The 26,640-nt window shown below is 44.5% G+C and carries 26 protein-coding genes; 22 read left to right on the plus strand and 4 right to left on the minus strand.

Annotated elements, in window-relative coordinates:
• Positions 1-250: 250 nt before the first annotated feature.
• Together KSZ58_RS14490 and KSZ58_RS14495 are read left to right on the plus strand one after the other, a co-directional pair.
• The gene (locus KSZ58_RS14490) at positions 251-1,765 is read left to right on the plus strand and encodes an IMP dehydrogenase (protein WP_008818512.1); all 1,515 of its coding nucleotides are present in this window, start codon (positions 251-253) and stop codon (positions 1,763-1,765) included.
• Positions 1,766-1,938: 173 nt separating this feature from the next.
• Positions 1,939-2,169: a hypothetical protein gene (locus tag KSZ58_RS14495; RefSeq protein ID WP_008818513.1), complete on the plus strand. Its 231-nt coding sequence runs from the start codon at positions 1,939-1,941 to the stop codon at positions 2,167-2,169.
• Between the two features lie 273 nt (positions 2,170-2,442).
• Here KSZ58_RS14495 and KSZ58_RS14500 read toward each other — a convergent pair whose 3' ends face one another.
• From KSZ58_RS14500 to KSZ58_RS14510, 3 genes are all read right to left on the minus strand, one after another.
• Positions 2,443-2,811, minus strand: coding sequence for an MmcQ/YjbR family DNA-binding protein (locus KSZ58_RS14500; protein WP_009588179.1), 369 nt, complete (start codon positions 2,809-2,811; stop codon positions 2,443-2,445).
• On the minus strand, positions 2,811-3,080 hold the full coding sequence (locus tag KSZ58_RS14505) for a DUF3795 domain-containing protein (RefSeq protein WP_009269804.1): 270 nt from the start codon (positions 3,078-3,080) through the stop codon (positions 2,811-2,813). The genes KSZ58_RS14500 and KSZ58_RS14505 overlap by 1 nt, the downstream gene beginning before the upstream one ends.
• Before the next feature lie 109 nt (positions 3,081-3,189).
• A complete protein-coding gene (locus KSZ58_RS14510; RefSeq protein WP_217752789.1) occupies positions 3,190-4,770 on the minus strand; it encodes a GGDEF domain-containing protein in 1,581 nt (526 codons plus the stop codon).
• A 199-nt stretch (positions 4,771-4,969) separates the two neighbouring features.
• Here KSZ58_RS14510 and pgk point away from each other — a divergent pair, with 199 nt between their 5' ends.
• The 9 genes from pgk (at position 4,970) to KSZ58_RS14555 (ending at position 13,698) form a co-directional block, all read left to right on the plus strand.
• Positions 4,970-6,148: a phosphoglycerate kinase gene (gene pgk, locus KSZ58_RS14515; protein WP_009588173.1), complete on the plus strand. Its 1,179-nt coding sequence runs from the start codon at positions 4,970-4,972 to the stop codon at positions 6,146-6,148.
• A 27-nt stretch (positions 6,149-6,175) separates the two neighbouring features.
• Positions 6,176-6,922 carry a triose-phosphate isomerase gene (tpiA, locus tag KSZ58_RS14520; RefSeq protein WP_002607306.1) on the plus strand — a complete coding sequence of 249 codons (747 nt, stop codon included), beginning with the start codon at positions 6,176-6,178 and terminating at the stop codon, positions 6,920-6,922.
• Between the two features lie 329 nt (positions 6,923-7,251).
• Positions 7,252-7,809, plus strand: a complete 558-nt coding sequence (locus tag KSZ58_RS14525) for a VanZ family protein (RefSeq protein WP_002607307.1) — start codon at positions 7,252-7,254, stop codon at positions 7,807-7,809.
• Positions 7,810-7,982: 173 nt separating this feature from the next.
• Positions 7,983-8,645 (plus strand): response regulator transcription factor, encoded by a 663-nt coding sequence (locus KSZ58_RS14530; RefSeq protein WP_021420318.1) that lies wholly within the window; start codon positions 7,983-7,985, stop codon positions 8,643-8,645.
• The gene (locus KSZ58_RS14535; RefSeq protein WP_008818521.1) at positions 8,642-9,637 is read left to right on the plus strand and encodes a HAMP domain-containing sensor histidine kinase; all 996 of its coding nucleotides are present in this window, start codon (positions 8,642-8,644) and stop codon (positions 9,635-9,637) included. The genes KSZ58_RS14530 and KSZ58_RS14535 overlap by 4 nt, the downstream gene beginning before the upstream one ends.
• A gap of 90 nt (positions 9,638-9,727) precedes the next feature.
• Positions 9,728-10,492 carry an ABC transporter ATP-binding protein gene (locus KSZ58_RS14540; protein WP_008818523.1) on the plus strand — a complete coding sequence of 255 codons (765 nt, stop codon included), beginning with the start codon at positions 9,728-9,730 and terminating at the stop codon, positions 10,490-10,492.
• On the plus strand, positions 10,479-12,449 hold the full coding sequence (locus tag KSZ58_RS14545; protein ID WP_008818524.1) for an ABC transporter permease: 1,971 nt from the start codon (positions 10,479-10,481) through the stop codon (positions 12,447-12,449). Before KSZ58_RS14540 ends, KSZ58_RS14545 begins: the two co-directional genes overlap by 14 nt.
• A gap of 169 nt (positions 12,450-12,618) precedes the next feature.
• Positions 12,619-13,269, plus strand: coding sequence for a site-2 protease family protein (locus KSZ58_RS14550; protein WP_002607312.1), 651 nt, complete (start codon positions 12,619-12,621; stop codon positions 13,267-13,269).
• On the plus strand, positions 13,270-13,698 hold the full coding sequence (locus tag KSZ58_RS14555) for a GNAT family N-acetyltransferase (RefSeq protein WP_008818525.1): 429 nt from the start codon (positions 13,270-13,272) through the stop codon (positions 13,696-13,698).
• A gap of 260 nt (positions 13,699-13,958) precedes the next feature.
• Here KSZ58_RS14555 and glmS read toward each other — a convergent pair whose 3' ends face one another.
• The gene (gene glmS, locus KSZ58_RS14560; RefSeq protein WP_008818527.1) at positions 13,959-15,776 is read right to left on the minus strand and encodes a glutamine--fructose-6-phosphate transaminase (isomerizing); all 1,818 of its coding nucleotides are present in this window, start codon (positions 15,774-15,776) and stop codon (positions 13,959-13,961) included.
• Positions 15,777-16,697: 921 nt separating this feature from the next.
• Here glmS and KSZ58_RS14565 point away from each other — a divergent pair.
• The 11 genes from KSZ58_RS14565 (at position 16,698) to KSZ58_RS14615 (ending at position 26,602) form a co-directional block, all read left to right on the plus strand.
• Positions 16,698-17,345 carry a hypothetical protein gene (locus tag KSZ58_RS14565; protein ID WP_009269795.1) on the plus strand — a complete coding sequence of 216 codons (648 nt, stop codon included), beginning with the start codon at positions 16,698-16,700 and terminating at the stop codon, positions 17,343-17,345.
• A gap of 18 nt (positions 17,346-17,363) precedes the next feature.
• The gene (locus KSZ58_RS14570) at positions 17,364-17,894 is read left to right on the plus strand and encodes a signal peptidase I (RefSeq protein ID WP_008818530.1); all 531 of its coding nucleotides are present in this window, start codon (positions 17,364-17,366) and stop codon (positions 17,892-17,894) included.
• Positions 17,895-17,903: 9 nt separating this feature from the next.
• The gene (locus KSZ58_RS14575; RefSeq protein ID WP_009269794.1) at positions 17,904-18,881 is read left to right on the plus strand and encodes a hypothetical protein; all 978 of its coding nucleotides are present in this window, start codon (positions 17,904-17,906) and stop codon (positions 18,879-18,881) included.
• Entirely contained in the window at positions 18,865-20,274 is a 1,410-nt protein-coding gene (locus KSZ58_RS14580) for a hypothetical protein (RefSeq protein WP_009269793.1), read from the plus strand. Before KSZ58_RS14575 ends, KSZ58_RS14580 begins: the two co-directional genes overlap by 17 nt.
• Before the next feature lie 14 nt (positions 20,275-20,288).
• Positions 20,289-21,098, plus strand: a complete 810-nt coding sequence (locus KSZ58_RS14585) for a hypothetical protein (RefSeq protein WP_008818533.1) — start codon at positions 20,289-20,291, stop codon at positions 21,096-21,098.
• A 259-nt stretch (positions 21,099-21,357) separates the two neighbouring features.
• The gene (locus tag KSZ58_RS14590; protein WP_002607321.1) at positions 21,358-22,551 is read left to right on the plus strand and encodes an ABC transporter substrate-binding protein; all 1,194 of its coding nucleotides are present in this window, start codon (positions 21,358-21,360) and stop codon (positions 22,549-22,551) included.
• A 72-nt stretch (positions 22,552-22,623) separates the two neighbouring features.
• Entirely contained in the window at positions 22,624-23,502 is an 879-nt protein-coding gene (locus KSZ58_RS14595) for a branched-chain amino acid ABC transporter permease (RefSeq protein ID WP_002607322.1), read from the plus strand.
• A gap of 4 nt (positions 23,503-23,506) precedes the next feature.
• Entirely contained in the window at positions 23,507-24,466 is a 960-nt protein-coding gene (locus tag KSZ58_RS14600; RefSeq protein WP_008818534.1) for a branched-chain amino acid ABC transporter permease, read from the plus strand.
• 1 nt (position 24,467) lies between these two features.
• Positions 24,468-25,244: an ABC transporter ATP-binding protein gene (locus KSZ58_RS14605; RefSeq protein ID WP_008818535.1), complete on the plus strand. Its 777-nt coding sequence runs from the start codon at positions 24,468-24,470 to the stop codon at positions 25,242-25,244.
• A gap of 1 nt (position 25,245) precedes the next feature.
• Positions 25,246-25,950, plus strand: a complete 705-nt coding sequence (locus tag KSZ58_RS14610) for an ABC transporter ATP-binding protein (RefSeq protein WP_002607325.1) — start codon at positions 25,246-25,248, stop codon at positions 25,948-25,950.
• Positions 25,951-25,954: 4 nt separating this feature from the next.
• A complete protein-coding gene (locus KSZ58_RS14615; RefSeq protein WP_002607326.1) occupies positions 25,955-26,602 on the plus strand; it encodes a CBS and ACT domain-containing protein in 648 nt (215 codons plus the stop codon).
• The last annotated feature ends 38 nt before the right edge of the window (positions 26,603-26,640 follow it).

Consider the following 26,640-nt stretch of genomic DNA (forward strand, 5'->3'; position numbering starts at 1 on the left):
TCATAGATATAAAAAAGGATATATGAAAGACTAAATGCAATTGTAAGTGTAAATTCAACTAGATTGTTGTGTAAGAGTCTTTTCTACTTAGCTACTTTGAAAGTGGAATTTAACTTTTCACTTCAGCTTCATGAAAATTTTTTCAAAACCATATTGACTTCAAAAGTGAATGTCTTTATAATGTATTAAAATATCAATTTTTAATTGGGAAAGTTTATAAAAAATTGAATATGGAAAAGGAGATGTGAAAATGGCATATTATTTTAATGAACCTTCACGTACATTCAGTGAGTATCTTATTGTTCCGGGATATTCCTCAGCAGAATGTACCCCAGCAAACGTTTCTTTAAAAACACCACTGGTAAAATTTAGAAAAGGAAAGGAAGAACCGGAGCTTTCCTTGAATATACCGATGGTTTCCGCAATCATGCAGTCTGTTTCAGGCGAAAAGATGGCATGTGCACTGGCTAGAGAGGGAGGCATTTCCTTCATCTACGGTTCTCAGACAATTGAGAATGAGGCTGCCATGGTTCGCCGTGTAAAGGCGACAAAGGCAGGCTTTGTATACAGTGATTCCAATATCCGTCCGGATGCTACGCTGCAGGATGTACTGGATCTGAAGGATGAAACCGGACATGCGACTATGGCGGTTACGGAAGACGGTACACCGGAGGGAAAGCTGCTCGGTATTATCACAAGCAGAGATTACCGTACCTCCCGTATGGATCCATCCACCAAAGTAGCGGATTTCATGACGCCGTTTGAAAAGCTCATTTACGGCAACGAGGGCTGCACACTGAGTGAGGCAAACGATATGATCTGGGAACACAAGCTGAACCAGCTGCCGATCATTGATGAAAATCAGCATTTGAAGGCATTCGTATTCCGCAAGGATTATGATTCCCACAAGGAGCATCCAAATGAATTGCTGGATGATCAGAAGCGGTATATCGTTGGTGCCGGTATCAATACCCGCGATTATGAGGAACGTATTCCTGCTTTGATCGAAGCCGGTGCGGATGTTTTATGCATTGATTCCAGCGAAGGATTCAGCGAATGGCAGGCACGCACATTGAAATGGGTTCGTGAGAAATACGGTGACAGTGTAAAGGTCGGTGCCGGTAACGTCGTGGATGCGGAGGGCTTCCGTTTCCTGGCCGAGGCAGGCGCAGACTTTGTGAAAATCGGAATCGGTGGCGGTTCCATCTGTATTACCCGTGAACAGAAGGGAATCGGGCGCGGACAGGCAACGGCTACGATTGATGTTGCGAAAGCGCGTGACGAATATTATAAGGAAACGGGAATCTATGTTCCAATCTGCAGCGATGGCGGTATCGTTCATGACTACCACATCACGCTGGCGCTTGCTATGGGCGCAGACTTCGTCATGCTGGGAAGATACTTCTCCAGATTTGAAGAATCTCCAACCAAAAAGGTTACAATCAACGGTACCTATATGAAGGAATACTGGGGAGAAGGAAGCGCACGCGCCAGAAACTGGCAGCGATATGACATGGGAGGCAGTAAAAAGCTGTCCTTCGTGGAAGGTGTGGATTCCTATGTTCCATATGCAGGAGCCTTAAAGGATAATGTCGATCTGACGCTGAGCAAGGTAAAGCATACCATGTGCAACTGCGGAACGCTGACCATTGAGGAGCTGCAGAAAAATGCCAAAATCACACTCGTGTCTTCTACAAGTATCGTAGAAGGCGGGGCACATGATGTTGTTGTGAAGGACAACACACTGGATGCCAAAGTAAAATAAATTTTCCAATATATATAAGGAAAGCGGAATGGAAGGAAAAACCACGCCGCTTTTTTTAACTTTACGGGAAATAGGATATAAATAGAAATAGATTACAACCATAACAAAATCAGATAGAATTTGCAGAACAGGGAAAGTATAGTTACTGATATCCATATTATAAGTATGATGCAATGCTGATTGAGAAGGGAAATACGTTTGTAGATACCATCGATACAAAAGAAAAATATCTTAAGAAAAGAAGGTATAAAACAAAGGCTAAGCTGAATATATATTTGAGCATACGTGTTCCTGAATTTGATTTTGGCAGATTACATGAAATTTATAAAAATTTTCCATGGGAACAGCATAACCATATTAAGACTGCATTATCGAAGTTAAAAAATTTGGAAAGTGATACATAACATAAGAAAAGCCGTTATTACCTACAGAATAACGGCTTTTTTGTATGAATCGTCACAGAACACATGCCTGCTGGTATTTTATTACCTGCGTCTTTTTTATATACATACATGCTTTTCCAGCCTCTGAATGGCATTCACAAATATGTCTATATACATACCAAACAAAAAGAACCCGCCTATGCATATCGGCATGAAATAAAAGCATTCATACATGCAAAAGACATGAACAATCAATAGCTAAAAAGATATTCCCGGGAAAGGAATATCATAAAACTAAGTATGCTGAGCTTTCCCGGCAATAAGCTGCTGCTGTTTCTTTGTCAGCGTACACAGAAAGCCTGTATAGCTCTTCTCCATGAGGTCCATCAACAAATCCCGGGAGGCCAGATCGTATCGTACACTGATCCAATGCACCTTGTTCATATAATAGCCCTCTGTTATAAACGCATACTCCTCGCGATACCAGGCACCATCCTGCGGCGGTAGCTTCAGCGTAAGAATCGGCTCCTGCTGTTTGTTGAATCCCAGCATGGCAAACATTTTATCAAACAGAAGAAAACGAAAGGCATCCCACTCCAGCTTGAAATCCATTACAACACCGTTTTTTGCCTGTAATGCGGATTGGATGCTTTCAGCATCCATCAGCCCGGAATACCTTCCTTCCAGCAGCGGCAGGTCTTTAGGCGTTCTCCCCCATCCCCCTGTTTTTCATCATAGGCAAACGCTTTCGCAAGCTCACAGGGAAACGTTTCGCATTCTCCGCAGTGCTGCAGCTTTTTTTCTTCCACACAGCTCTTCACCGGACAGCCTTCCCCCCAGAACGGCTTCTGTATGTGCAGACAGCCGGTGCATCCCATCTGCTCTTTGTAAGCACAGCTTCCGCATTTGATACCGCAACGTGATTCTATCATATCACCACACTCCTTTTCCTTCATAGAATATATACGCTATTATAAAGGAGGTACTGTATTTTGTATTGTAAAAAACCGCCATAAAGGCAGCGGTCATTTCTTACATAGTCTATAAGCAGCAGCTGTGTCGGTTTCTTTCGCTGTTTTTTGCCTGATAAAGTGCCGTATCCGCCATCGTGATGGCAGTTTCCAAATCAAAGCCTTCATCATTATCAAACAGGGAATATCCGATAGATACGGTGGCAAGAGAAGCTGCAGGGGATGTGGCATGCTCGATATGAGCCAGCCTTAAATCCTCATAGACCCTTTTCAGGTAGCTTTCAATTTCTTCTTTTTCTGTATTGACGCACAGACAGATGAATTCATCGCCGCCGTAGCGTGCCGCAAAGAAACGGGAGTCACCGTTTTCATCCAGACACAAGGCAACCCTGCGCAACAGCTCATCCCCCTTGTAATGTCCATACAGATCATTGTACTCCTTGAAATAGTCAACATCAACCAGGATGATACCGATGGCTTTAACATCCGGATTGTTCTGCATGACATCGCACAGGGTATTGAAATAGCTGCGATTGAACAGGCCGGTAAGTCCATCGATTTTCACGCGCGCCTCCAGCACATTTTTCTCACGGACTATGCGCTCCTGTTCCTCCAGCATATGCTCCATCAAAATCTTTTCCTTCATACTTTCCGCCTTGGTCTTGTTGGTGACATTCACCACCATTTTCTGCAGCAGATAATACTGCTTATAGGAATTGATGAGCGTATCCTCCATATGAAACACCTCTGCGAAGTTGATCCAGCTCAGGTGCAGCTGCAGCTGCTGTTCGATGTCATCCTCCAGACAGATTTCCCCCATATACTGCAGGAACTGTTCACAGCGCTTTTTATCCTTTATGTTCAGCAGAATGTCAAAGATATCATTATAGAAAGCAAAATACATACTGCGGTTGAGATGATGATGCAGCTTGGCGGAAGCAAAGTAATCCGCAATTTTCTGTATCTCATCGCTTCGGTGAAAGGCGTCCGCCAGAAACAGCTCACACAGCATAGCCACATGCAGACGAAGACCCTTTGCCTGCCCCTCATGCAGCAGCGGTCCATAGGCAGCATATATATTCACGGCCTCATTCAGCTGGCCGTTGCGGATATACAGCTCCACGAGGTTGAGAATAACAATCAGCTGTGCATGATCTTCGGGCGGTGTCTGCTGCTTTAGAAACACCTCATAGGCATTGCGGATATAGCGCAGGGCTTCAACCGTATCGTTCTTCTGCATAAACAGAACACAGAGATTGTTGAGAATCACCATCTGTTCATGCAGATTATTCTGTTCCAGAGCGATATGATAGGCTTTCATATAATACTGAACGGCGCTGATTTCATCAAAATGCGAGTTGTAATACAATCCGGCAATCGTGTAGCACATAAGCAGCAGATCGTCATAATGGTTTTCTTCCGAACAGGAAATCGCCTCGTGCAGATGCTGAAGACAAATGTCCTGCTGTCTGGTCAGAATGTAATAATCCGCAAGATAGGCGTGGGCAAATGCAAGGGCATAGCTGTCCTGCTGCTGGTTACCCAGATTCAAAAGCATTACGGAACAGCGGTACTCCTCTTCCATATCGCTGTTTTTGGATCTTTTTATGATATCCATGAGATCCTGCATGGTTTCCTTTATCGTATCCATAAAATGCTCCTTACTGTATGGTAGCTCGTATTCACATTATACTATAAATGTTGTCCTAAAAACACAGAAAACCGCAGCTTCCATATGATTTTCTTGAAAATATCCAGAATTGTGATTTTTTTCGCAAAAAGTGAAATTTCGTTTACGAAAAAGGCTCTTGGTGGTATAATAAAGCCGATACATAAGGAGGAATTTTACTATGGCCAAAAGAACTGTAAAAGATTTAGATGTTGCTGGAAAACGTGTCATCGTACGCTGCGATTTCAACGTTCCTAGAAAAGATGGCAAGATTACAAACGACAACCGTATTATTCAGGCTCTGCCAACCATCAAATATTTAGTGGAAAACAACGCAAAGATTATTTTGATGTCCCACCTTGGAAAGGTGAAGACAGAAGAGGATAAAGCAAAGAACGATCTGCGCTGTGTAGCTGAGCGTTTAAATGAACTGGTTGATACGAAGGTGACTTTCGTTCCGGTTACACGTGGTGAAGAACTGGAAAATGCAGTCGCTGCACTGAATGACGGTGAAATCGTCGTTATGCAGAATACTCGTTATGAAAAAGGCGAAAGCAAAAATGATCCGGAGCTGGCTGCTTACTGGGCAAAGCTGGGTGACCTGTTTGTTGAGGATGCATTCGGTAGTGTTCACCGTGCACATGCTTCCACTGCAGGTATCGCATCCATTCTGCCGAATGCGCTGGGCTTCCTGGTAGAAAAAGAAGTGAAGATGCTGGGAGCTGCTGTGGATACTCCTGAACGTCCGTTTGTCGCAATCATCGGTGGAGCTAAGGTTTCCGATAAGATTGCTGTTGTGGACAACCTGCTGAAAAAGGCTGACAAGGTCCTGATCGGTGGCGGTATGGCTTATACCTTCCTGAAGGCTATGGGCTGCAATGTTGGTAAGTCTCTTGTTGAAGAAGACAAGGTGGAACTTGCAAAGGAATACATCGAAAAAGCTGAAGGCAAGCTGATCCTGCCTGTTGACCACGTATGTGCTGATAAATTTGCAGAGGATGCAAACACAGTGATTGCTGACAATGACAGCATTCCTGCAGACTACATGGGTCTGGATATCGGTCCGAAATCTATCGAACTGTACAAGGAAGCACTTACCGGTGCAAAAACCGTTGTATGGAACGGGCCTATGGGTGTATTTGAAATGGCACCGTTTGCGAAGGGTACACTGGAAGTATGTACTGCTATTTCCGAGCTGCCAGGAGCTACGACTGTAATCGGTGGCGGAGACAGTGCTGCTGCTGCAATTCAGCTGGGATTCGCAGAAAAATTCTCTCACATTTCCACAGGTGGCGGAGCTTCTCTGGAATATATGGAAGGGAAAGTCCTGCCTGGAATCGCTGTAATCGCAGATAAATAATAAAAAACGAAAATAGGAGAACGAGACATGAGAAAACCAATTATTGTTGGAAACTGGAAAATGAACAAAACCATGAAGGAAACAAAGGAATTCATGGAAGCTGTAGATGCTGCTGCCGCAAGTGAAAATGCCGTATTCGGTATTGGTGCTCCTTACACGGCACTGTCTGCTGCTGTTGCCGGTGCGAAAAACCTGGTAATCGCTGCAGAAAACTGCCACTGGGAGGACAGTGGAGCCTTCACTGGTGAAATTTCTGTACCTATGCTGCAGGAGGTTGGTGTTACACACTGTATCATCGGACATTCTGAGCGTCGTGAAATGTTCAATGACACAGACGAAACTGTAAACAAAAAGGCAAAACGCCTGATCGATGCCGGTATTACACCAATTCTGTGTATCGGTGAAACAGAGGCTCAGTATGATGCCGGAGATTCTGAAAAAGTAATCCGTGATCAGCTGACTGGTTCTCTTGCGGATATGTGTCCAAAATGTGTTGGAAACATGGTAATCGCTTACGAGCCAATCTGGGCAATCGGAACAGGAAAGAGCGCTTCTGTGGAAATCGCAGAAAACTGCTGCCGTATCGTTCGTGACCAGGTACGTGTTATGTATGGTGACGAGGCTGCTGAAAATGTTCGTGTACAGTATGGTGGATCTGTTAAGCCTAACAACATCGTTGAATACATGGCGCAGCCGGATATCGATGGTGCACTGATCGGTGGCGCAAGTCTGAAGGCAGACAGCTTCATTGAAATCATCGAGAAAACAAAATAAGCTGCAGATAAACAGTATGTAAGGGATCAAATATATGGAATGAAAAATACGTCCGATTTCCTAAAGGACGTATTTTTTTTCTGCATTGCTTTTAAATCTGATCTGAATGCGTATCAGATAGGGGTATTATAAGGGATAATGTGGATGCCTCCACAATGTAACCAGACCGGCTGGTAAAGCATCATACAGATCATGTTGAAGGAATGAAGTAGGTAAGGCATACTGAAAAATCAGATCAACGGTATATCTTAAATTTTTGTTATATTTAACTGCATGTCTTGCGTATGCATCTGTTTTGTTTTACAATAAGGCAACAAGGTGGTGAGCGTATGAAGAAGAAAAAGAACATGGGAATCCGCATTCTCTGTGCATTGATTTTTCTGGGGGTCTGCGGTTCCGTTATGTTTGCAATCTACTCGTTATCGGCAGAGGACGGACAGATGTCCAATGCACGAAGTGAGATTGTAACGGAAAAAATCAAGGAACAGGTGAATACCAGACTGGAAACCACCGAAGAGGGAATAGCATTAAGTGAACGCATCAAGTACTTCGTTATTCTGCACTCTCCCTATGGCAGTGACTGGAATGCCAATATCAGAAAGCTTGCCCACTTTTCCATTTACTTTACACTGGCTGCCGGTATTTATATCACACTGGCGATTTTGGGAGTCAATAAATTCTGGCGTTTTCTGCTTACTGTCGGTATCTGCTTCTGCTTTGCTTTCGGAGATGAATATCATCAGAAATTTACCGGCCGCACATCATCGATGAGTGATGTGTATCTGGATACATTCGGAGCACTGGTATCCACCTGTATCTGGACGGTGATTTCCATCATATACAGCGGAATACATCTATTAGTGAACAAGGCCTATGGGGACGCTTAGTTCTTACAGTATTGAAAGATGACTGCGGTCATCTTTTCTTTTTCCTTACGGCTATTGTATAATGGGTGAGAGGCTTACAGCATCCCAAGGATGAAATATGAAATGCCTCCATTTCATTTTAGGTGTTATAAAGCTGTTGTTCCTATATGAAACAGAAAAGAGAGGAAATGCGTATGTATACGATTTTAATAATTGAAGATGATGAGGCAATCTGCAGAGAACTGCAGATGCTGCTGCAGAAACAGGGGTATGAGGCGATTTGCTGGAATATGCAGGAGGATATCAGAGAGCTTGTGAAAACGCATGATCCACACATTATCCTGCTGGATATCAATCTGCCGCAGATGGACGGCTTTACAGTTTGTTCCCAGCTTCGCAGCTTTTCCAAGGTTCCTATTATTTTTGTGACGAGCCGGAATACCGATATGGATGAGCTGTGCAGTATGCAGATGGGCGGTGACGATTTTATTACCAAGCCATACAATACAAGTATTCTGCTTGCCCGTATTGCGGCACTACTGAAGCGCTCCTATGAATGGAAGGATCAGAATCTGACACATCATGGTGTTCTGCTGGATGTCGCAATGAGCCGTATTGAATATCAAAATAATACAAGAGAACTGACAAAGAATGAGGTGAAAATCCTGCATTACATGTTCCAGCATAAAGGGGAAATCATTCCGCGGGAGGATCTGATTGACTATCTGTGGGATAATAAGCTGTTTATCGATGATAATGCCCTCAGTGTCAATGTTACCAGAATCCGCAATAAGCTGCGTGAGCTGGGGGTGGAGGATTTTATTGTGACACGTCACCGGCAGGGATATCAGATATGAAGCTGCATGAATATCTGGAGGATCATGGAATTCTCATGGCCGGTATGCTGCTGGTTTTTCTGCTGCAGTGTGTACTGCTCGTTTTCTTAGGCATGCCTGCAGGACTTGCGATTTTGCTGTGCGGAATGTGGCTCCTGTTTTTCTTATTGTATTTCATTCAGGATTATCACAGAAAAAACAGGCGCAGAAAAGAGCTGTGCGCAATTATCGATTCCATGGAAAAACGCTATCTCATGCATGAGATGCTGCCCAAAGGGGCAAACCATGAAGAGGCATTTTACCGGCGGCTGTTGTATCTCGGTAATAAATCCATGCTGGAGGAAATCGGTACTGTTCAGCGCTCCCGCCGGGAATATCAGGATTATGTCGAGCAGTGGGTACATGAAATCAAAACACCGATTGCAGCAATGAAGCTGTCCATCGAGAATCAGCAGGGGGAACGAAAACGACAGCTGTTTCAGCAGCTGGAGCGCGTGGAGCATTATGTGGAGCAGGTGCTGTTTTATGCGAGAAGTGAATCTGTGGAAAAGGATTTTCGTATCCAGCAGGTATCACTATCCTCCTGCATTCAGGAGGCACTGCTGCAATGTAAATATCTGTGTACACAGGCTTCTATGTCGATTCGTTTTCCCGAGCAGGATGCTCTTGTCTATACAGATGAAAAATGGCTGATTTTTCTATTGAATCAGCTGATTGAAAACGCAGTGAAATATAGGCGTAAAAAGGGTGCGGTTTTAAGTCTGGCAATACAAAAGGATGCGCGCCATGTTGTGCTGACGGTAAAAGATAATGGCATTGGAATTCCGGAACATGACCTGCCAAGAATATTCGATAAGGGCTTTACCGGGGATAACGGAAGACTGATTCATTCGCATTCCACAGGCATAGGTCTGTATTTATGCAAAAAGCTCTGTACATCACTGCAGATCGATCTGCATGCGGATTCAGATCAGGAGGGAACCGTGATGAGTCTGGAGTTCTCCCATGTATAAAGTTACAGAACTGTCATATTCCTGTAAGGAAACCTCCTACACTTACCTGGGCATATTTTGTATACTTCAGGTAGAGAGGACGTGAAGTATATGAGTGTTGTTATAGTTTCCCACGTGGAAAAATTTTATGGAAATCAGGGGAATATCACACAGGCATTGAATGATATATCCTTTGCAGTTGAAAAGCAGGAGTTTACAGCGGTTATGGGAGCAAGCGGCAGTGGAAAAACCACCCTGCTGAATGTCATTTCAACCATCGATGCTGTAAGCGCAGGAAATATAGAAATCAACGGAAACAGTATTTGTGAGCTGCGGGAAAATGAGCTGGCTGAATTCCGTAAAAAGGAGCTGGGATTTATTTTTCAGGATTTTAATCTTCTGGATACTCTGACCCTGCAGGAAAATATCGCATTGCCATTGACTCTTTTGAAGAAAAGGGCGGAGCAGATTGATCCACAGGTAAATGCATTGGCAGAAATTCTTCAGATTCAGGATATACTGGAAAAATATCCGTATCAGGTAAGCGGTGGTCAGCGTCAGCGGTGTGCCTGTGCAAGAGCGATGATTCATGATCCGAGTCTGATTCTGGCGGATGAGCCGACGGGTGCACTGGATTCACATTCCTCCTATCTGCTTATGGAACAGTTTCAGAGAATGAATACAGAGCTTCAGGCAACAATTCTGATGGTTACACATGATGCGTTTTCAGCATCTTATGCAAAGCGTGTTTTGTTTTTGAAGGATGGAACTATCTTCAATGAAATCTATCGCGGCTCCCTGACAAGAAAAGCATTCTTTCAGAAAATACTGGATGTGATGCAGCTGCTGGGTGGTGATGTGCATGCTGTACGTTAAACTTGCACTTCGCAATCTGAAACGAAGTCTGAAGGAATACAGTATTTATGTTTTTACAGTGACGATTACGATGACACTGCTGTATGCGTTTTTCGCGATTGCCTTTTCCGGTGAAATGCAGGATCTGGTTACAACCTATGACAATGTCAAAAGCATCATGATTATGGTCAGTATTCTGGTAACCCTGATTATCGCCTGGCTGATTTATTATATATCGAATTTTATTCTACAGAAACGAAGCCGTGAATTTGGTATGTATCTGCTTTTGGGGATGAAGCGAACACAGGTTAGCCGTATGTTCCTGTTTGAACAGCTGGCTCTTGGGGCTGTCGGTTTTTTTATCGGCTGTGTTCTCGGTATTTTTGTCTATGAGATATTGCACGCAATACTGTTGAATATCTTTGGTTTTGCATATGCATTTCAGCTTTCCTTCTCCTGGAGCGCATGCGGTGCTGCATTTCTCTGCTTCCTGAGTATTTATCTGCTGGAGATGATCAGGGAAGGGATTGCTTTGAAAAAGCAGAGCATTCATACCATGCTGTATAATGCGAGCAGGAATGAAAAAACAGCAAAGGGTTCTCGTTTATCCGGATTCTACTTCCTTGCAGCTGTCCTTCTGGCAGTAGCAGGATTATATGTGACACAGCAGTATCTGAGAAGTATGGTAAACGGCCAAAGCTCAGATTCCATGCTGCTCATGCTGGGGGTATTTGCGATTATCGTATCCGTCTATCTGTTCTTTTATGGCATATCGGCAGTGCTTGGGATTTTTCTGAATCGTCACAGAAAAATCAAATATAAGGGAAACTGCATGTATCTGTACGGGCAGATAGCGGGTCGCTTGCGTTCCAACCGAACGGTGCTTGCGACTCTGTCACTGCTGACACTGCTGACGCTGCTGTTTCTCTGTATTGCATTGAAATTCAATGAGGTGAAGGAGCTGAGTAATGCACGCTTTGTACCATTTGATATCATGGCAAGCAGCAGTGAAAAGCTCAATATGAAATCAATTGAAAGCTATTTGCAGGAACATAAGATTTCGTATCAGTCAGCGGATATTCATTACTATCAGAAGGAAGAGCGTGATGATTTCTATTCTGTAGTAAAGGGGAAAAGCTATTATACCGAGGATGAAAAGCATTCGGTTTATATGAAGCAAAGCGATTTTAATAAGCTTCGTTCCTTAAAGGGAAAACCGTCTGTAACGCTGAAGGCTGATGAATATTTGATCGTATGCGCAACAGATATTAAGGATAGCCTGCAGGAATATGGCGCACAGCATACTCTGCATCTGCAGGGGAAGCGTCTGCAGCTACGTGGTGTAGATGATACGGAATATGGACAGACACGGAACAGTGGCTATTATCTTATCGTTGCGGATGAGCATGTCAAGCATGCCAAGCCGTATTTTCGAGAATGGGTGGCGAATACGGATCCTGAGACGGAGGTGTCCTGGTATCAGGATACGGTCAATCAGTTTTTTGACGATAACAAAGAGCAGGTAGGGGACAGCTTTTACAGCTATGCCTCCTATCGTGTGAAGGCAAAATGGTTTGAGGAAAATGCAGTGGGCTTTGTCAGTATCTGCTTCTCCCTGTTCTATCTGTCTTTTATCTTCATCTGCATCAGTGCAACCATACTCGCCGTGCAGCAGCTTTCCGATGCTCACCGGCAGCGGTATTCCTACGCAATGCTGCATAAAATGGGGGTGAATCAAAGACAGCTTCATGCATTACTGGCTAAGCAGATTGCGGTTTATTTCATCATTCCGCTGGTACTTCCTATCGTGTATCTGCTTCCGATTATCCGTATGCTTGATGAGCTTTTCGAGATGACCTATGCCAGTGCGAATATGTTTATTTATCTGGGGGGAAGTATGCTGTTCTTCCTCGCTGTTTACGGCTGTTATTATGTGATGGCGTATCTTGGCTGCAAGAGGAATATCGATCAGATGTAATCAGAAACAGGGATTCTATACAGGAATCCCTGTTCAGTTAAAAATACCTGGCAAGACGGTTTGCGCCACGGATAAGGGTTACCTGCTGTTCCTGCAGGGGTGACATTTATGAAACTTGTAATTCCTTCAAAATATGATATACTAACACTATTCTATTGGAGGAATGTTTATGGATATTCGTGGTTTTTTTGCTAATCTGATCTATATACTGCCTGCGGTTGCGATTGCACTTTCCGTGCATGAATTCGCACATGCATTTGTTTCCTATAAGCTGGGTGATATCTCTCAAAAGCAACGTGGCAGACTTACCCTAAATCCCCTAAAGCATCTGGATCCGTTTGGAACTCTGTCCCTGATTTTCTTTGGCTTTGGATGGGCAAAGCCGGTACAGGTGGATCCATATTTTTATCGCAATAAGAAAGACGGTATGATCTGGACCGCAATGGCGGGACCGCTGATGAATTTCATCGTCGGCTTTCTGATGGTCATATTGTATATGCTGTTCATACGCTTTGGATTGCTGTATAAAAATGAATTCACTTATTATCTGTTTCAGGTAATCGGCACAACGGCATCCATCAATATTGGTCTTGGAATTTTCAATCTGATTCCGATTCCACCACTGGATGGCTCCAAGATTCTAATGGGAATCTTAAAGGAGGAAACCTATTTCAAGCTGATGCAATATGAAATGTATCTATCCTTCATCATGATATTCCTGTTAATGTCAGGTGTTTTGGATGGCCCGCTGATTCATGCCAGAGAGGCTATTCTGGATGTGTTCGTCAAAGCGGCAAGCATGATCACTGGCCTTGGCTAAATGAAGCTGTTGTTTCATAAAGCATCACCACAGCATGCAGCGCCCTTAACAGCCCTGCAGCATGTCTGTACGGATTTCTTACTTGCAAAGGGGATTCGCCAATGGACCTATATGTCGGAAGGTGATGTTATAAAGGAGCTTCCGTTTACCTATGTGCTTTTGTCAGACCATACCGTGGTTGCTTCCTTTTGCATAAAGCCGTATGAAAAGGATACAGCGTATGCAACCCGTATTGCTGTGCATCCCGATTATCAGGGAGCAGGCATAGGAAAGGCAATCTGTACCTGGCTGAAAGGCTATGAACAGCCTGTTTATCTGGATTGCTGGAACGGTAACGAGAAATTGAAGAGCTTCTATAAGGAAAATGGCGGACACATAATTGGCGTGTTTCCGGAAGCAGATTATGAAATTTGCGTTTTTTGTTTCTAAAAAAGGGATCGTGGCGGAAATCAGCGTTATGATCCCTTTTCGCTGAAAGGAGAACGAAGGACTTCTAAGACTGATATGTTTCCTATACCGGCAATTATCTGCATATCAATCCTTTGGGGATAATGAAAAAAAGCTTCATCCAGATTTGCACATAAAAAGGGCATTTTCCATGCCCTCTTTTCTATATTTAACCGCAGATGTGCAAACGTGTGTGTAGTATCAGGAAATTGAATGTAAGCGCACATCTTACGTTAAATACCTTATTCTACAGTGACAGACTTTGCCAGATTACGCGGCTGATCGATTTCACACCCGCGCAGCCTGGCGATTTCATATGCCATCAGCTGTAAAGGGATTACCGTCAGGATTCCCTGAATCAGCTTATCCACCTTTGGTATCACCAGCACATCATCATAATAATCCGAAGCGATATCAAGGTCATCGCTGATTAACAGCACAACATAAGCACCGCGTGCCTTAACCTCCTTGATATTGCTGATTGTTTTCTCATATAAATCCTCATCGGTCGCAAGTGCAATCACCGGTGTTCCCTTTTCAATAAGGGAAATGGTTCCATGCTTCAATTCTCCGGCAGCGTAGGCCTCGGAATGGATATAGGAAATTTCCTTCAGCTTCAGACTGCCCTCCATGGATAGTGAATAATCCAGACCGCGACCGATAAAGAAGACATCGTTGTGCTCATATATTTTTTTAGCAAATGCCTTGTACTGGTCGGAATCGATCAGCTGTTGCATATGCTGCGGCAAATCCTTTAGTTCCTTCGTAATGCGTGCCGCTTCCTCTGCATCAATATTTCCATGAACATAGGCCAGATTACAGGCAATCAGAGATAATACGGCAACCTGTGTACAATATGCCTTTGTAGTCGCTACACAGATTTCCGGACCTGCCTTTGTATAGATAACAAAGCTCGCCTCTCTGGCGATTGTAGAGCCGACAACATTGACAATTGCCAGAGTATCCACACCGTGCTCTTTCGCAAGCTGCAATGCCGCAATCGTATCGGCGGTTTCTCCGGATTGGGATACCAGAATAACAAGAGTCTTATCCGTGAATATCGGATTTGCATAGCGATACTCACTGGCGCACACACAGTCCACATGAATCCGTGCTCTGGTTTCAATCAGAGATTTTGCAATCATCCCCGCATACATGGCACTTCCGCAGGCAACAATGTGAATATCGTTGTACTTTGCCAGATTCGGCATGGTATTCAACAGGTCCTTCATATCCACCTGCATTAAAGAATCAATCGTTTTCTTAACGACCTCCGGCTCCTCATGAATTTCCTTCAGCATGAAATGCTCAAAGCCATCCTTTTGAATATCCTTTATATCCAAATCGGTCACAAGGATATCGCGTTTCACAAAATCACCGTCCAGTGTCTTGATAATAATACCTTCACTGCTGCAGCGGGCAATTTCTTCATGCTCCAGAAGCAGGTATTTATTCGTATACTTCAGAAATGCGGAAATATCACTTGCAAGGAATGCCTTGTCACTTGCAACACCAAGTACAAGCGGAGAATTCTTTCGCATGGCATAGATGACATCCGCCTCATCCGCAAATATAATGGCAAATGCAAAGGAGCCGCGGAAATGATGATAAGCACATGCAAGAGCCTGCTGCTTGTCCTTTTTCAAAAAATAACAGTAGTCGATATACGCGCAGGCGATTTCACTGTCAGTGTCACTCTTGAATGTATAGCCTGCATTTTCTAGTTCTTTTTTCAGCTCATTATAGTTTTCGATAATACCGTTGTGAACCAGCGTGGTATTGCCGCTTTGATGCGGATGGGAATTGATTTCGCTCGGTTCACCATGTGTTGCCCAGCGCGTGTGTGCGATTCCCACCTGACCGCCGGCTAAGCCTACAGCCTCCATTTTTTCCTTTAGAAAGCTGACCTTGCCCTTTGCCTTAACGACCTGAACCTCGCCGTCATGTACAACGGCGACTCCGGCAGAGTCATAGCCTCGATACTCCAGAGCCTCCAGACCCTCAATTAAAACACTATTTGAGATATTGCATAATCCCGCATAGCCTATGATTCCACACATAAATTGTCCTCCATTTTCGTTATTGTCAATTTTATGATGAAACTGCATACTAAAAAAATGTGTTTGTATACGCATGTACTGCAATGCGTATACGCAAATTCGTGAAGAGCATGATAAAAAAATGAAAATTCTGTTGTATGATATATAAATGTGTGATGAAATCAGTTTTGTAGCAGTATGATCTTGCTTTTGTCTGAAATCTTTCGATCCACACATAACCGTAACAGTACCCGCCGAATCTTTCGATAACTGTTATCCTCGTCAACCACGTAGGTCCTGGCGCTCATTACTATATTCCTCATGTCCCTCCCTGAAACATAATAACTGTTACTAGTATACTATACTTTTATGAGAATGCAACTTAAATTTTTTATAAATTTAGCTTCTCAAGGAAGGATTTTAAAAAAGAAGGTGTCGAATATAACAGGGATTCTTACTCACTTTGGGTGCAAGTATAAATAAGGAAAAATGAGGAAGTAATTATCCTGTGAATTTAGAAACTTCATGTTTTCTTTCTTTTAAACTGTTTTATCAATTCTCCTTTCCAAGTAAAAACCTTAGCACAGATTTCACGGCTTATTATCAGAAACGGGTGTAACTTTTCCGGTTCCATGTACGCATTCAACAAGCTTTCATGCTCCTTGTTATTTAATGACAGTACAGCTTCTGCAGAATACATCGCCTATCATTTGTTCAAGATGTATAAATTAAATACAATATCCTTGTTTACAATTTCTGCATTGAAATAAAACATTCATTTTATTTCAGAAAATTTCCATAAAATGTTAAGAAAACGCTTGCATTTATTTTTGTGTCCTAGTATTATATGGTATAGACCAAGTGGTATATACCATTTGCGATGAATGTGGCAATGACCATCACAGCACTGCTGCAGATTAGGAAGAGAGAGGAAAGAGACAAATGAAAAAAACGTTATTTATGGGTGCTTTAGCACTTACAATCGCTACATCCATGGTTGCGGGAACCATGGCCGTTTACACACATGCAGATACACTTGCCGGAGCAACGAATGATACGGTAAGCGCGAAAAAGTTTTATATAAACTCTACAGCAACGGATAAAATTAACATAAAGCTGGCTCCGGGAAACGAAGAATTCTGGGATTTCCAGGTGACGAATCATAAGGAGCATATCGTTACCGAGGTTCCGATGGATTTGAAGCTGAAGGTGGATTTGAAAAATGCAGCGGCACTGCCGGATCTTGTATGCACGTTATATCGCGTGGATGGTGATAAGGATGTCGCACTGGCAAGTGGAACAAGAGCAGATGGCAGCACAACGATTGAATTAGAGAAGCTCGGTGAATTTGCTCCGAATGTTGAAAAAGACAGCACCTATAAGCTTGGCTTCTATTGGAAGGATACGGCTGGAAGCAATGATGCGCTGGATACGGCAATCGGTAGTGATGGCGCTATTAAAGATGACGGACAGGCGAATCCGGGAGACACGCTATCCGGTATTTCTGTAACAGTGACCGGTACGCAGACCACGGATGCAGCAATCTTGCAGAGTATGAACCAGCCGGAATATAAGCCCGCCAATAAATAAGTAAGGAACATACAGGAAATGAAGCAGGATGTGTATACCAGCGAAGCACAGCTGCAGGCAATGCTGGACGAACTGGAGCATGCACATGATCTCGACAGCAAGGCACATACGCGCATTGCCAGAAGAAAGCTGTTCAAGCTGATTGGTAATCTGGCAGGCGTGCTTATCATTGCCTTTCTGTTTATCACATGGCTGCAGGTGGAGGATGCAAGAAGCAGGGGAGAGGTACCGACTGTATGCGGTTATCAGATATATGAAGTGAAAACCGGCAGTATGGTACCGACTATCCCTGTAAAATCACTCATCCTCTCCCGCATTCCAAAGGACGCGGCAAAGCTTGCGGTCGGAGATATTGTCACCTTTCAGGATAACGGAGTAACTATAACACACCGTATTGTTGAGGTGATACAGGAAAAGGGAGCGATTGGATATCGTACCAAGGGCGATAATCCCGCTAATTCTGTAGACCCCAATATCCTCACACCGGATCGCATACAGGCCGTTTATGTGATGAAGCTACCCTTCCGGTTCACATCGGAAAGTGATTAGGTGATCGCTATGGAACAAGCGAAGAAACGCGCTCAGTGCGTACTGATGGAGCATGTCGGCTCCATGGAATATTATCAGAGTCCGCAGCAGGATCCAAAACAGGTGTTTTCGGATATTAACTTTGAGGCGCTGGAGGGCGAGGTGTGGGCCATCCTTGGCACCAGTGCGTTCGAAGTGCGACTGCTGCTGGAAATTATAGCAAATGCAAGACCCTACAAGGACGGACGCTGTGTACTTGCGCAAAAGGGCATGATGCGCAAAAAAAGAACCATCCTTCCACATGTATATTATATAGGAAGTACAAATATGCTGTTTACCAATATGAATGTACTGGAGTATCTGATGTATATCACAGCGCGTGAGCAGGGGGATGCGGCAGTCAGGCAGAAACGTATACTGGAGAAAATCATGGAACTGAACATGGGCTATGTCGCGTTATCCGTAATAGGAAATCTCACACCGTCTGAGCGATCTGTGGTCACACTTCTTGTATCACTGTTCACGGAAAGTAAACTGATTATCTGGAATCTGGCACGGTTGGAATACGATGAACGCAGTCTTCAGGCAATTGCCGCAATCTGTGAAGAAATCCAAAAACAGAAGCGAACACTGCTGTTTTCCACATTTGACTATCAGCTGATCGAACGCTGTGCAACGCATATCGCTCCTTTATATGATGGCAGGCTGCTCTATACGGGAACGGTAGAAGCCTTTGTGCAAACCTGGGATCACCTGAGTACGATTATACAGGATGCACATATTACAGCTATACGACATGCGATAGAAACGGCGCACAGCGACTATACGGTTCTGGAACGGGAGCAAACGTTATATGTTTGGGATCAGGAACAGAAAACGGATACCTATCACAGCATCTGGAAACTGCTTACCGAGCATCAGCTGCATCCGGATAGTATCCGCCGCCATCCACTGTGTGTGGAAAATGCCTGGAAGGAAATAAGAAACCATCATGATTTACAACCATAATATAATTACAAAGGAACAGAAGCAGGCGTTTGTTGAAAGAAAAGAGAGCCGCAACAAGATTTTCTTTTACGGAATCATCGTAGCTCTTTTAACCTTTTCCCTGCATTTCATGCTGCAGACCCTGACGCGCAGCGTATTATCCACCGCTCTGCCGCAGCTGATGATGCCAAGCTACTTTTCCACACTCTCCCTGTATATTGTCATGGCCTTTATCTTATACACGGCCTACATGATTCGCTATTATGATTTTCTGACCTATGCGGAAATCTCACAAAATAAATGGTATACTCTGGCAAAAAACGGTTATGCGCCTCATCGCATGATTCTCGTCAAGCTGCTGATGCGGTTGTCCGAGGTGATTGCCTACTATACCATCGGTTTTTTGGCAACGCTGTTTCTGACCATGTTTCTGAAATATCCGTTTGTCGTATCATATATGCTTCCCTTATATATATGCGGACTGATTGATCTGATCTTTTTGTCCCTGATCACCATGAGCGCCTCTTTGTTCATCAGCCGTCAGAGGAATGCACGGTATGTGATTATCATCGGTGCGGTATGCATCTGGATGCTGCGACTGCAATGCGGTTATTATCATCTGATCAGTGATCGTATATGGATGAGTACACCCGGGAATTTATTTGATCTGTCGCAATGCTCCTACCTGTTGTACTTTATCATTATGATTATCCTCTGTGTTCTAGTGGTTGTCTTTCGGGCGAAGCGAATTGCCCAGTATACTAATTTTCCATTTTATGAACGGGATATGGATATGGGTGAGGATGTGAATATCGTTGTTCTTCAGGAGGACGGATATCGTGAGGTCGAGGAGCAGTATGTACGCAGACAGCGCAGAAAGGGAATGGATACACTGGTGAATCTGGCCATGGTTTTACTAATCACGGCCGGTGTTCTGATCAATGTGTTCGTGCTGTTTGTATCCTTATCCTCACCGGAGCGGGAAACCAACTTCTTCGGTGTGATACCGTTTGTCTTCCATACGGAATCCATGGAGCCGCAGATTATGTATAATGATTTGGCGTTCTTTGATGCAATCGACAAACAGGAGCCACTGCATGCCGGGCATAGTGTTCTGTACCATGAGGATGACGGTCCGCAGGTCGCAAGCATCAAGGCGGTAAAGGGAGAAAAGCTTTCCGTTGATATTTTGAAGTATACGGACGATGTGAAAAAAGGAGCCTATGAAAAAGTCATAGCACGCGATGCGGTCTATGGACGCTACAGCGGAAGAAGCCGATGGCTGGGGGCGATCATCCTGTTTGCCAATACTGTTTTAGGAAGGCTGATTCTATTGTTGATTCCGGCGTTTATGCTGTATTACTACAAACCGATTCTCGCCTATCTGAAAAAGAAAGGGTTTATTACAGAGTAAGGAGGAATGCAGGAATGAGAAATTATGCAATGCTTGCTGTTGTTCTGCTGTGCGCGATTGTGCTATCTTCCGTTTCGGATAGCGCCGCAGTCTATACGCATTCTCAATCCTACAGCGGTGAGCTTACCTTTCACCGAGAAATTACGATCGATGATTTCTTTCACTATGAAATGGTGGATACCGTGGCAGACAGCACTGCTGTCTATGACAAGGAACAGAAAAGCATTATCCTGCAAAATGAATCGGGAGCTTTTATACAGCATACCAAGCTACCCGCAAAGGGGGATTACATGGCCTCAGTGGAACTGACATCAATTATGCCGGATACCCTGCAATCCATCGCCTTTCAATTTGGCGGCTCTGCGAATGTGACCAGTGAAGGAGAGGAAGGCAGAACGAACTATACTGCAATGGGGAATATTTTGAAGTTTGAGGACAATGGGGATCTTGTGATTATCAATCAGGGATTTCAGAAAAATCTCAATCAACATGATCAGTATGTGGAGTATTCCAATCATCAGGTATATCATCGGATTCCAAAAGCCGAACTGCCTGCTTTGAATGGCCGTCCGGTTACGCTTCGGGTGTTTGTGAAATATAACAGAGATAATGAAAACTGCTCCATTTACATTGTGATCAACGATACTCTGCTAAATAAGGATGCTTTGATTCCGGCAGGCAGAGCAATGAATACCCAGTTTGCGGATCAGGTGGGCGCTAATCAGATCATCACAGGTGTATCCTCCTATGGCGCTGGTAAGCAGGTCACCTTTACAAAGCTGAAAATCGAACCTTGGGATGGAGAACGAAGCTCTGTTTATTAAAGCAGGGCTTTTTTTTAATCAAAAGCCATATCGGAATGCTGCCGGTATGGCTTTTACCCATTGAATAAGAAAAAACCTGACTATTACAAACTGCATTGCAAGAAAAACAGATGGAGTACTGTAATAAATTACATAATGTCATGAAAATGTGTGAAAAATTTGCAGAAAACACTTGAAAAAGAATCCGTGAGCGAATATAATAGAACTATCAATTTTAACGGTAATTGATATAAGGAAAATGAAAAGAGGAGAGAGGAACATGGGAAATTTTAAGAAATTTATGGCCATGGCAGCAGTCAGCTGTATGGCTTTGACAACGATGACAGCCTGTGGAAACAGCGGTGATGCAGGCTCCGGTGATGGAGATACAAACGAAATCAAAATCGGTTTAAACTATGAGCTGTCCGGGGAGACAGCAAACTATGGTACGCCGGAATACAACGGCTCCATGCTGGCCATCAAACAGGCAAATGCAAACAAGGACAACAAGTTCAGCTATAAGGCAATAAAAGGGGATAATAAATCACAGGCGGATGAATCCACAAACGTAGCTACCAAGCTGATTACATCCGATGGTGTAAAGGGGATTGTAGGACCGGCAACCTCCGGCGCTTCTGCGGCAACCTACCAGATTGCTACCGATAATAAGGTGCTGGTTGTTTCACCATCCGCAACTGCAACCAATGTGACGCTGCAGGACGGTAAGACGAAGGAAAGCGTGTATCCGTATGTATTCCGTGTCTGCTTCGAAGACCCTTATCAGGGAGCTGCCATGGCAGTTTATGCTAAGGATACCTTAAAGAAAACCAAGGCTGCTGTCATTTCCGACTCCAGCTCTGATTATGCAAAAGGTTTATCAAAAGCATTCCAAGATAAATTCAAGGAAAAAGGCGGAAACATCGTAACCGAGCTGAACTATCAGGCAAAGGATACCGATTTCAACGTACAGCTGACAAAAATCAAGGGAATGGACTTTGATGTGATCTATATCCCAGGCTATTATAATGAGGTAGGTCTGATTATCAAGCAGGCTCGTGAAATGGGAATTGATGTACCAATCGTCGGCGGTGACGGATTCGATTCTACCGACCTTGTGAAGCTGGCAGGAAACAAGAACCTGAACGATGTATTCTTTACAACAGCCTATACAACCGTGGATGCAAGTGATGCACTGACACAGTTTATTGCGGACTACAAGAAAGAATATAATGAAGATCCAAGCATGTTCTCCGCTCTGGCATATGATGCGACGAACGTCTTGATTCAATCCTTTGAAAAAGCAGGAAGTGCAGATACGGAAGCAGCACAGAAGGCTATGACTGAGCTTGATTTCAAGGGAGTAACCGGAGATTTCACATTTGATGAAACACATACACCGAAGAAGGCTGCACTTGTTGTTGAGCTGGTAGACGGCGAACAGAAAAATGCAGTTGAAGTTGATCCAAACAAATAGTAGAATACGATGAAGTATAGAATAGGGGAAAGATATTCTTTCTCCTATTTTCCAGTATAGAGGGGTGAAGTTATGACAGAATTTTTTCAACAGCTGGTAAACGGTCTTTCCATTGGCAGTATCTATGCTCTGATTGCATTGGGATATACGATGGTGTATGGTATTATCAAGCTGATCAACTTTGCGCATGGTGATATTTACATGCTTGGTGCCTATGTGGGATTCATCTCCATAGCACAGTTACATTTGGGCTTTTTTCCGGCACTGCTGCTGGCCATGGTGGTTTGCGGTGTGCTGGGTGTTATTATCGAACGCATTGCGTATAAACCACTGCGTAATGCTACACGAATTGCGGCATTGATTACGGCAATCGGTGTCAGCTATTTTCTGGAATATTCCACACAGAAGATCATGGGGCCGGGGGTTAAAACCTATCCGTCTGTATTGAGCAATCAAACCTTCCATGTGTTCGGCATCCAGATTCAGATGCAGCAGATTTACATTCTGGCGATCACCATCATTCTGATGCTTGCACTGCAGTTTATCGTACGCAAGACGAAAATCGGACGCTCCATGCGTGCTGTTTCCGTGGATGCGGATGCGGCAAAGCTGATGGGGATCAATGTGGACGCAACGATTTCCTATACCTTTGCCATCGGTTCCGCACTGGCCGGAGCCGGCGGTGTTCTGGTTGGTATGTATTACAATACGATCAACCCGCTGATGGGAATGGTTCCCGGTATCAAGGCGTTTGTCGCTGCGGTATTCGGCGGAATCGGTATCATTCCGGGTGCGATGTTCGGCGGCTTCTTCATCGGCATTGTAGAGGCGCTTGTCACAGCATACGGAAGCTCCTTATATAAGGATGCCGTTGTATATGCCATTTTGATTCTGATCCTCATCATCAAGCCGGCAGGACTGCTGGGCAAAAATGTGAAAGAGAAGGTGTAGGCGTATGAAACATATCTTTAGTAAGCTGAACCTTTGCTGGATTTTATTCACAACGGCATTGTTAACGATCATCACGCTGCTCATGCAGGGCGGTGTAATCAACTTCTATTATCAGAGTACCTTATATACCATCGGAATCAACATGATTCTGGCAATCTCCCTGAACCTGATCATCGGAGTGACCGGTCAGTTCTCTCTGGGACATGCCGGCTTTATGTGTATTGGTGCCTATGCGGCTGCCATCATTACCAAGGCAACACCGAATCTGGGCGGCTTTGCGCTTGCCGTTGTGATCGGCGGTGTGATCTCCGCGCTTGTCGCTCTGGTTGTTGCGATACCAACCCTGCGCTTGAAGGGGGACTATCTGGCGATAGCGACGCTTGGTTTTTCTGAAATCGTTCGTATCATCGTATTGAATATGACGATTACCAACGGGGCTGCCGGACTGTTCGGTATTCCGAAGCTGACGACCTGGCCGCTGCTGCTGTTCTGCCTGATCGTATCCCTGTTAATTGTACTGAACTTTTCACGCAGTGCACCCGGGCGTGCCTGTATTTCCATCCGTGAGGATGAAATAGCATCCGAGGCAATGGGAATCAATACGACAAAATATAAGACAATCGCCTTTGTGATCGGTGCTGTTCTGGCATCTCTGGCAGGTGCCTTGTATGCCTGCAACTTCTATGTTGTAAAGCCGGACCTGTTCACCTTCAATAAATCCGTGGACATCCTGATTCTGGTGGTGTTCGGCGGTATGGGAAGCTTTACCGGATCCATTGTTGCGGCGGTTGTTATCGGCTTTATCAATATGTATCTTCAGAATTTCGCAGATGTCCGTATGATTATTTACGGGGCAGCACTGGTACTGATCATGGTCTTTCGTCCGGAGGGCCTGTTTGGAACCAAGGAATTCACCTTCTCGGGTCTGCTGAGGCGGTTCTCGAAAAAGAAGGAGGTGCGTTAATATGGCATTGTTGAAGGTCAGCGGACTGACAAAGAACTTTGGTGGTCTTTGTGCGGTGTCCAATGTAAATATGGAAATCAATGAACAGGAGCTGATTGGACTGATTGGTCCAAACGGTGCCGGAAAGACGACGCTGTTCAACCTGCTTACCGGTGTTTATGAACCGAGTGAGGGGAAAATCGAGCTGAATGTCGATGGCGCGATGAAGGAAATCGGCGGTATGAAGCCGTATGCGGTAACGCGTATGGGGCTGGCGAGAACCTTCCAGAATATCCGTCTGTTTAAAAATCTGACAGCGCTGGATAATGTGAAAATCGCAATGCATAAGAATATTAAATACGGAACCCTGCAGGCAATCCTGCGTACACCAAACTATTATCGTGAGGAGGAACGTGTGGAGCAGCAGGCAGAGGAGCTGTTAAAGGTGGTTCATCTGTACGACAAGCGAAATGAGCTTGCCAGCAACCTTCCCTATGGGGAACAGCGCCGTCTGGAAATCGCCAGAGCGCTTGCCACAAAGCCGAAGGTATTGTTTCTGGATGAACCGGCAGCCGGTATGAATCCACAGGAAACAGCAGATCTGACCAGACTGATTCACCAGATCAAGGATGACTTCCATCTGACCGTGATCCTGATTGAGCATGATATGTCGCTGGTCATGACGATTTGTGAGCGAATTTATGTGCTGGATTATGGAAAATGCATTGCCAACGGCGTTCCGGAAGTGATTAAGAATGACAAGCGCGTCATCAAGGCGTACTTGGGGGAGGATATTTAAGATGCTGAAGGTAGAAAAATTAAATGTCCACTATGGCGTAATTCATGCATTGAAGGATGTATCCATGGAGGTTAAGGAAGGCGAAATCGTTTCGCTGATCGGTGCCAACGGCGCCGGTAAGACAACGCTGCTTCAAACCATCAGCGGCCTGCTGAAGAAGACGAGCGGAGAGGTTGTGTTCCTTGGAAAATCCATGAACAAGGTCAGTGCCAAGAATATCGTAAAGGAAGGTATCACACAGGTACCGGAGGGACGGCATATCTTCTCCGGTATGAGTGTATATGAAAATCTTCTGATGGGTGCCTATCTGCGTAAGGACAAGGACGGCATCAAAGCGGATCTGCAGGATATCTACCAGCGGTTTCCGATTCTGGAGAAGCGAAGCTCACAGGATGCTTCCACCTTATCCGGAGGAGAACAGCAGATGCTGGCGATGGGAAGGGCACTGATGGCCCGGCCGAAGATTCTGCTGCTGGATGAGCCGAGCATGGGGCTTGCGCCGATTCTGGTAAAGGAAATCTTCAATATCATCAAGGATATCAATGAAAAAGGGACAACCGTTCTGCTTGTTGAACAGAATGCAAAGATGGCATTGTCCATTGCGGATCGTGCCTATGTTATGGAAACCGGCAATATCGTCATGACGGGAACCGGTGCAGAACTGGTCAACAGTCCGGAAATTCAGAAAGCATACCTGGGAGGATAATACTATGTACGTAAAAAACAGAATGACAAAGCATCCGATCTGTATCGATGTGAACAGTAAAATCAGCGATGTTGTCGATATCATGAGTGAAAAGGAGCTGCACCGTATTCCGGTCATCAGCGGTAAAAAGCTGGTCGGACTGGTTACGGAGGGCATGATCTCCAAAAAGGGTGCCAGCAAGGCAACCAGTCTGAGTATTTATGAGCTGAATTACCTGCTTTCAAAGACAAGCGTGGACGCGATTATGATTCGCGATGTTATCACGATTCACGAGGACCGTTTTCTGGAGGATGCGGCACTGCTGATGTATAAGCATGATATCGGCTGTCTGCCGGTTGTCAATGATGCCAATGAGGTTGTCGGCATTCTGACCAGCAACGATGTTCTTTCTGCATTCCTGGATATTCTGGGCTATCGTACAAGCGGAAGCCGTGTCTGCATTGAAGTCAAGGACGAGCTGGGAACGATCGGTAAAATCTCGGAAATCTTTGTCCGCAATAACTGTAATATCACCCATCTGGGGGTATACTCTCAGCACAACGGCTTTGCGGATATGATCATCCGTATTGATACCTTCCAGACAGACGCGTTGGCAAGTGATCTGGAAGCAAATGGATACAAGGTGTTAAGTATTACCAAAAATCCGAATTAACACAGCGGGATATAGTCATCGGGAGTATCCTTCTATTA

Source organism: Erysipelatoclostridium sp. DFI.2.3 (assembly GCF_019132535.1).
Taxonomy (GTDB): Bacteria; Bacillota_I; Bacilli_A; order Erysipelotrichales; family Erysipelotrichaceae; genus Clostridium_AQ; species Clostridium_AQ innocuum.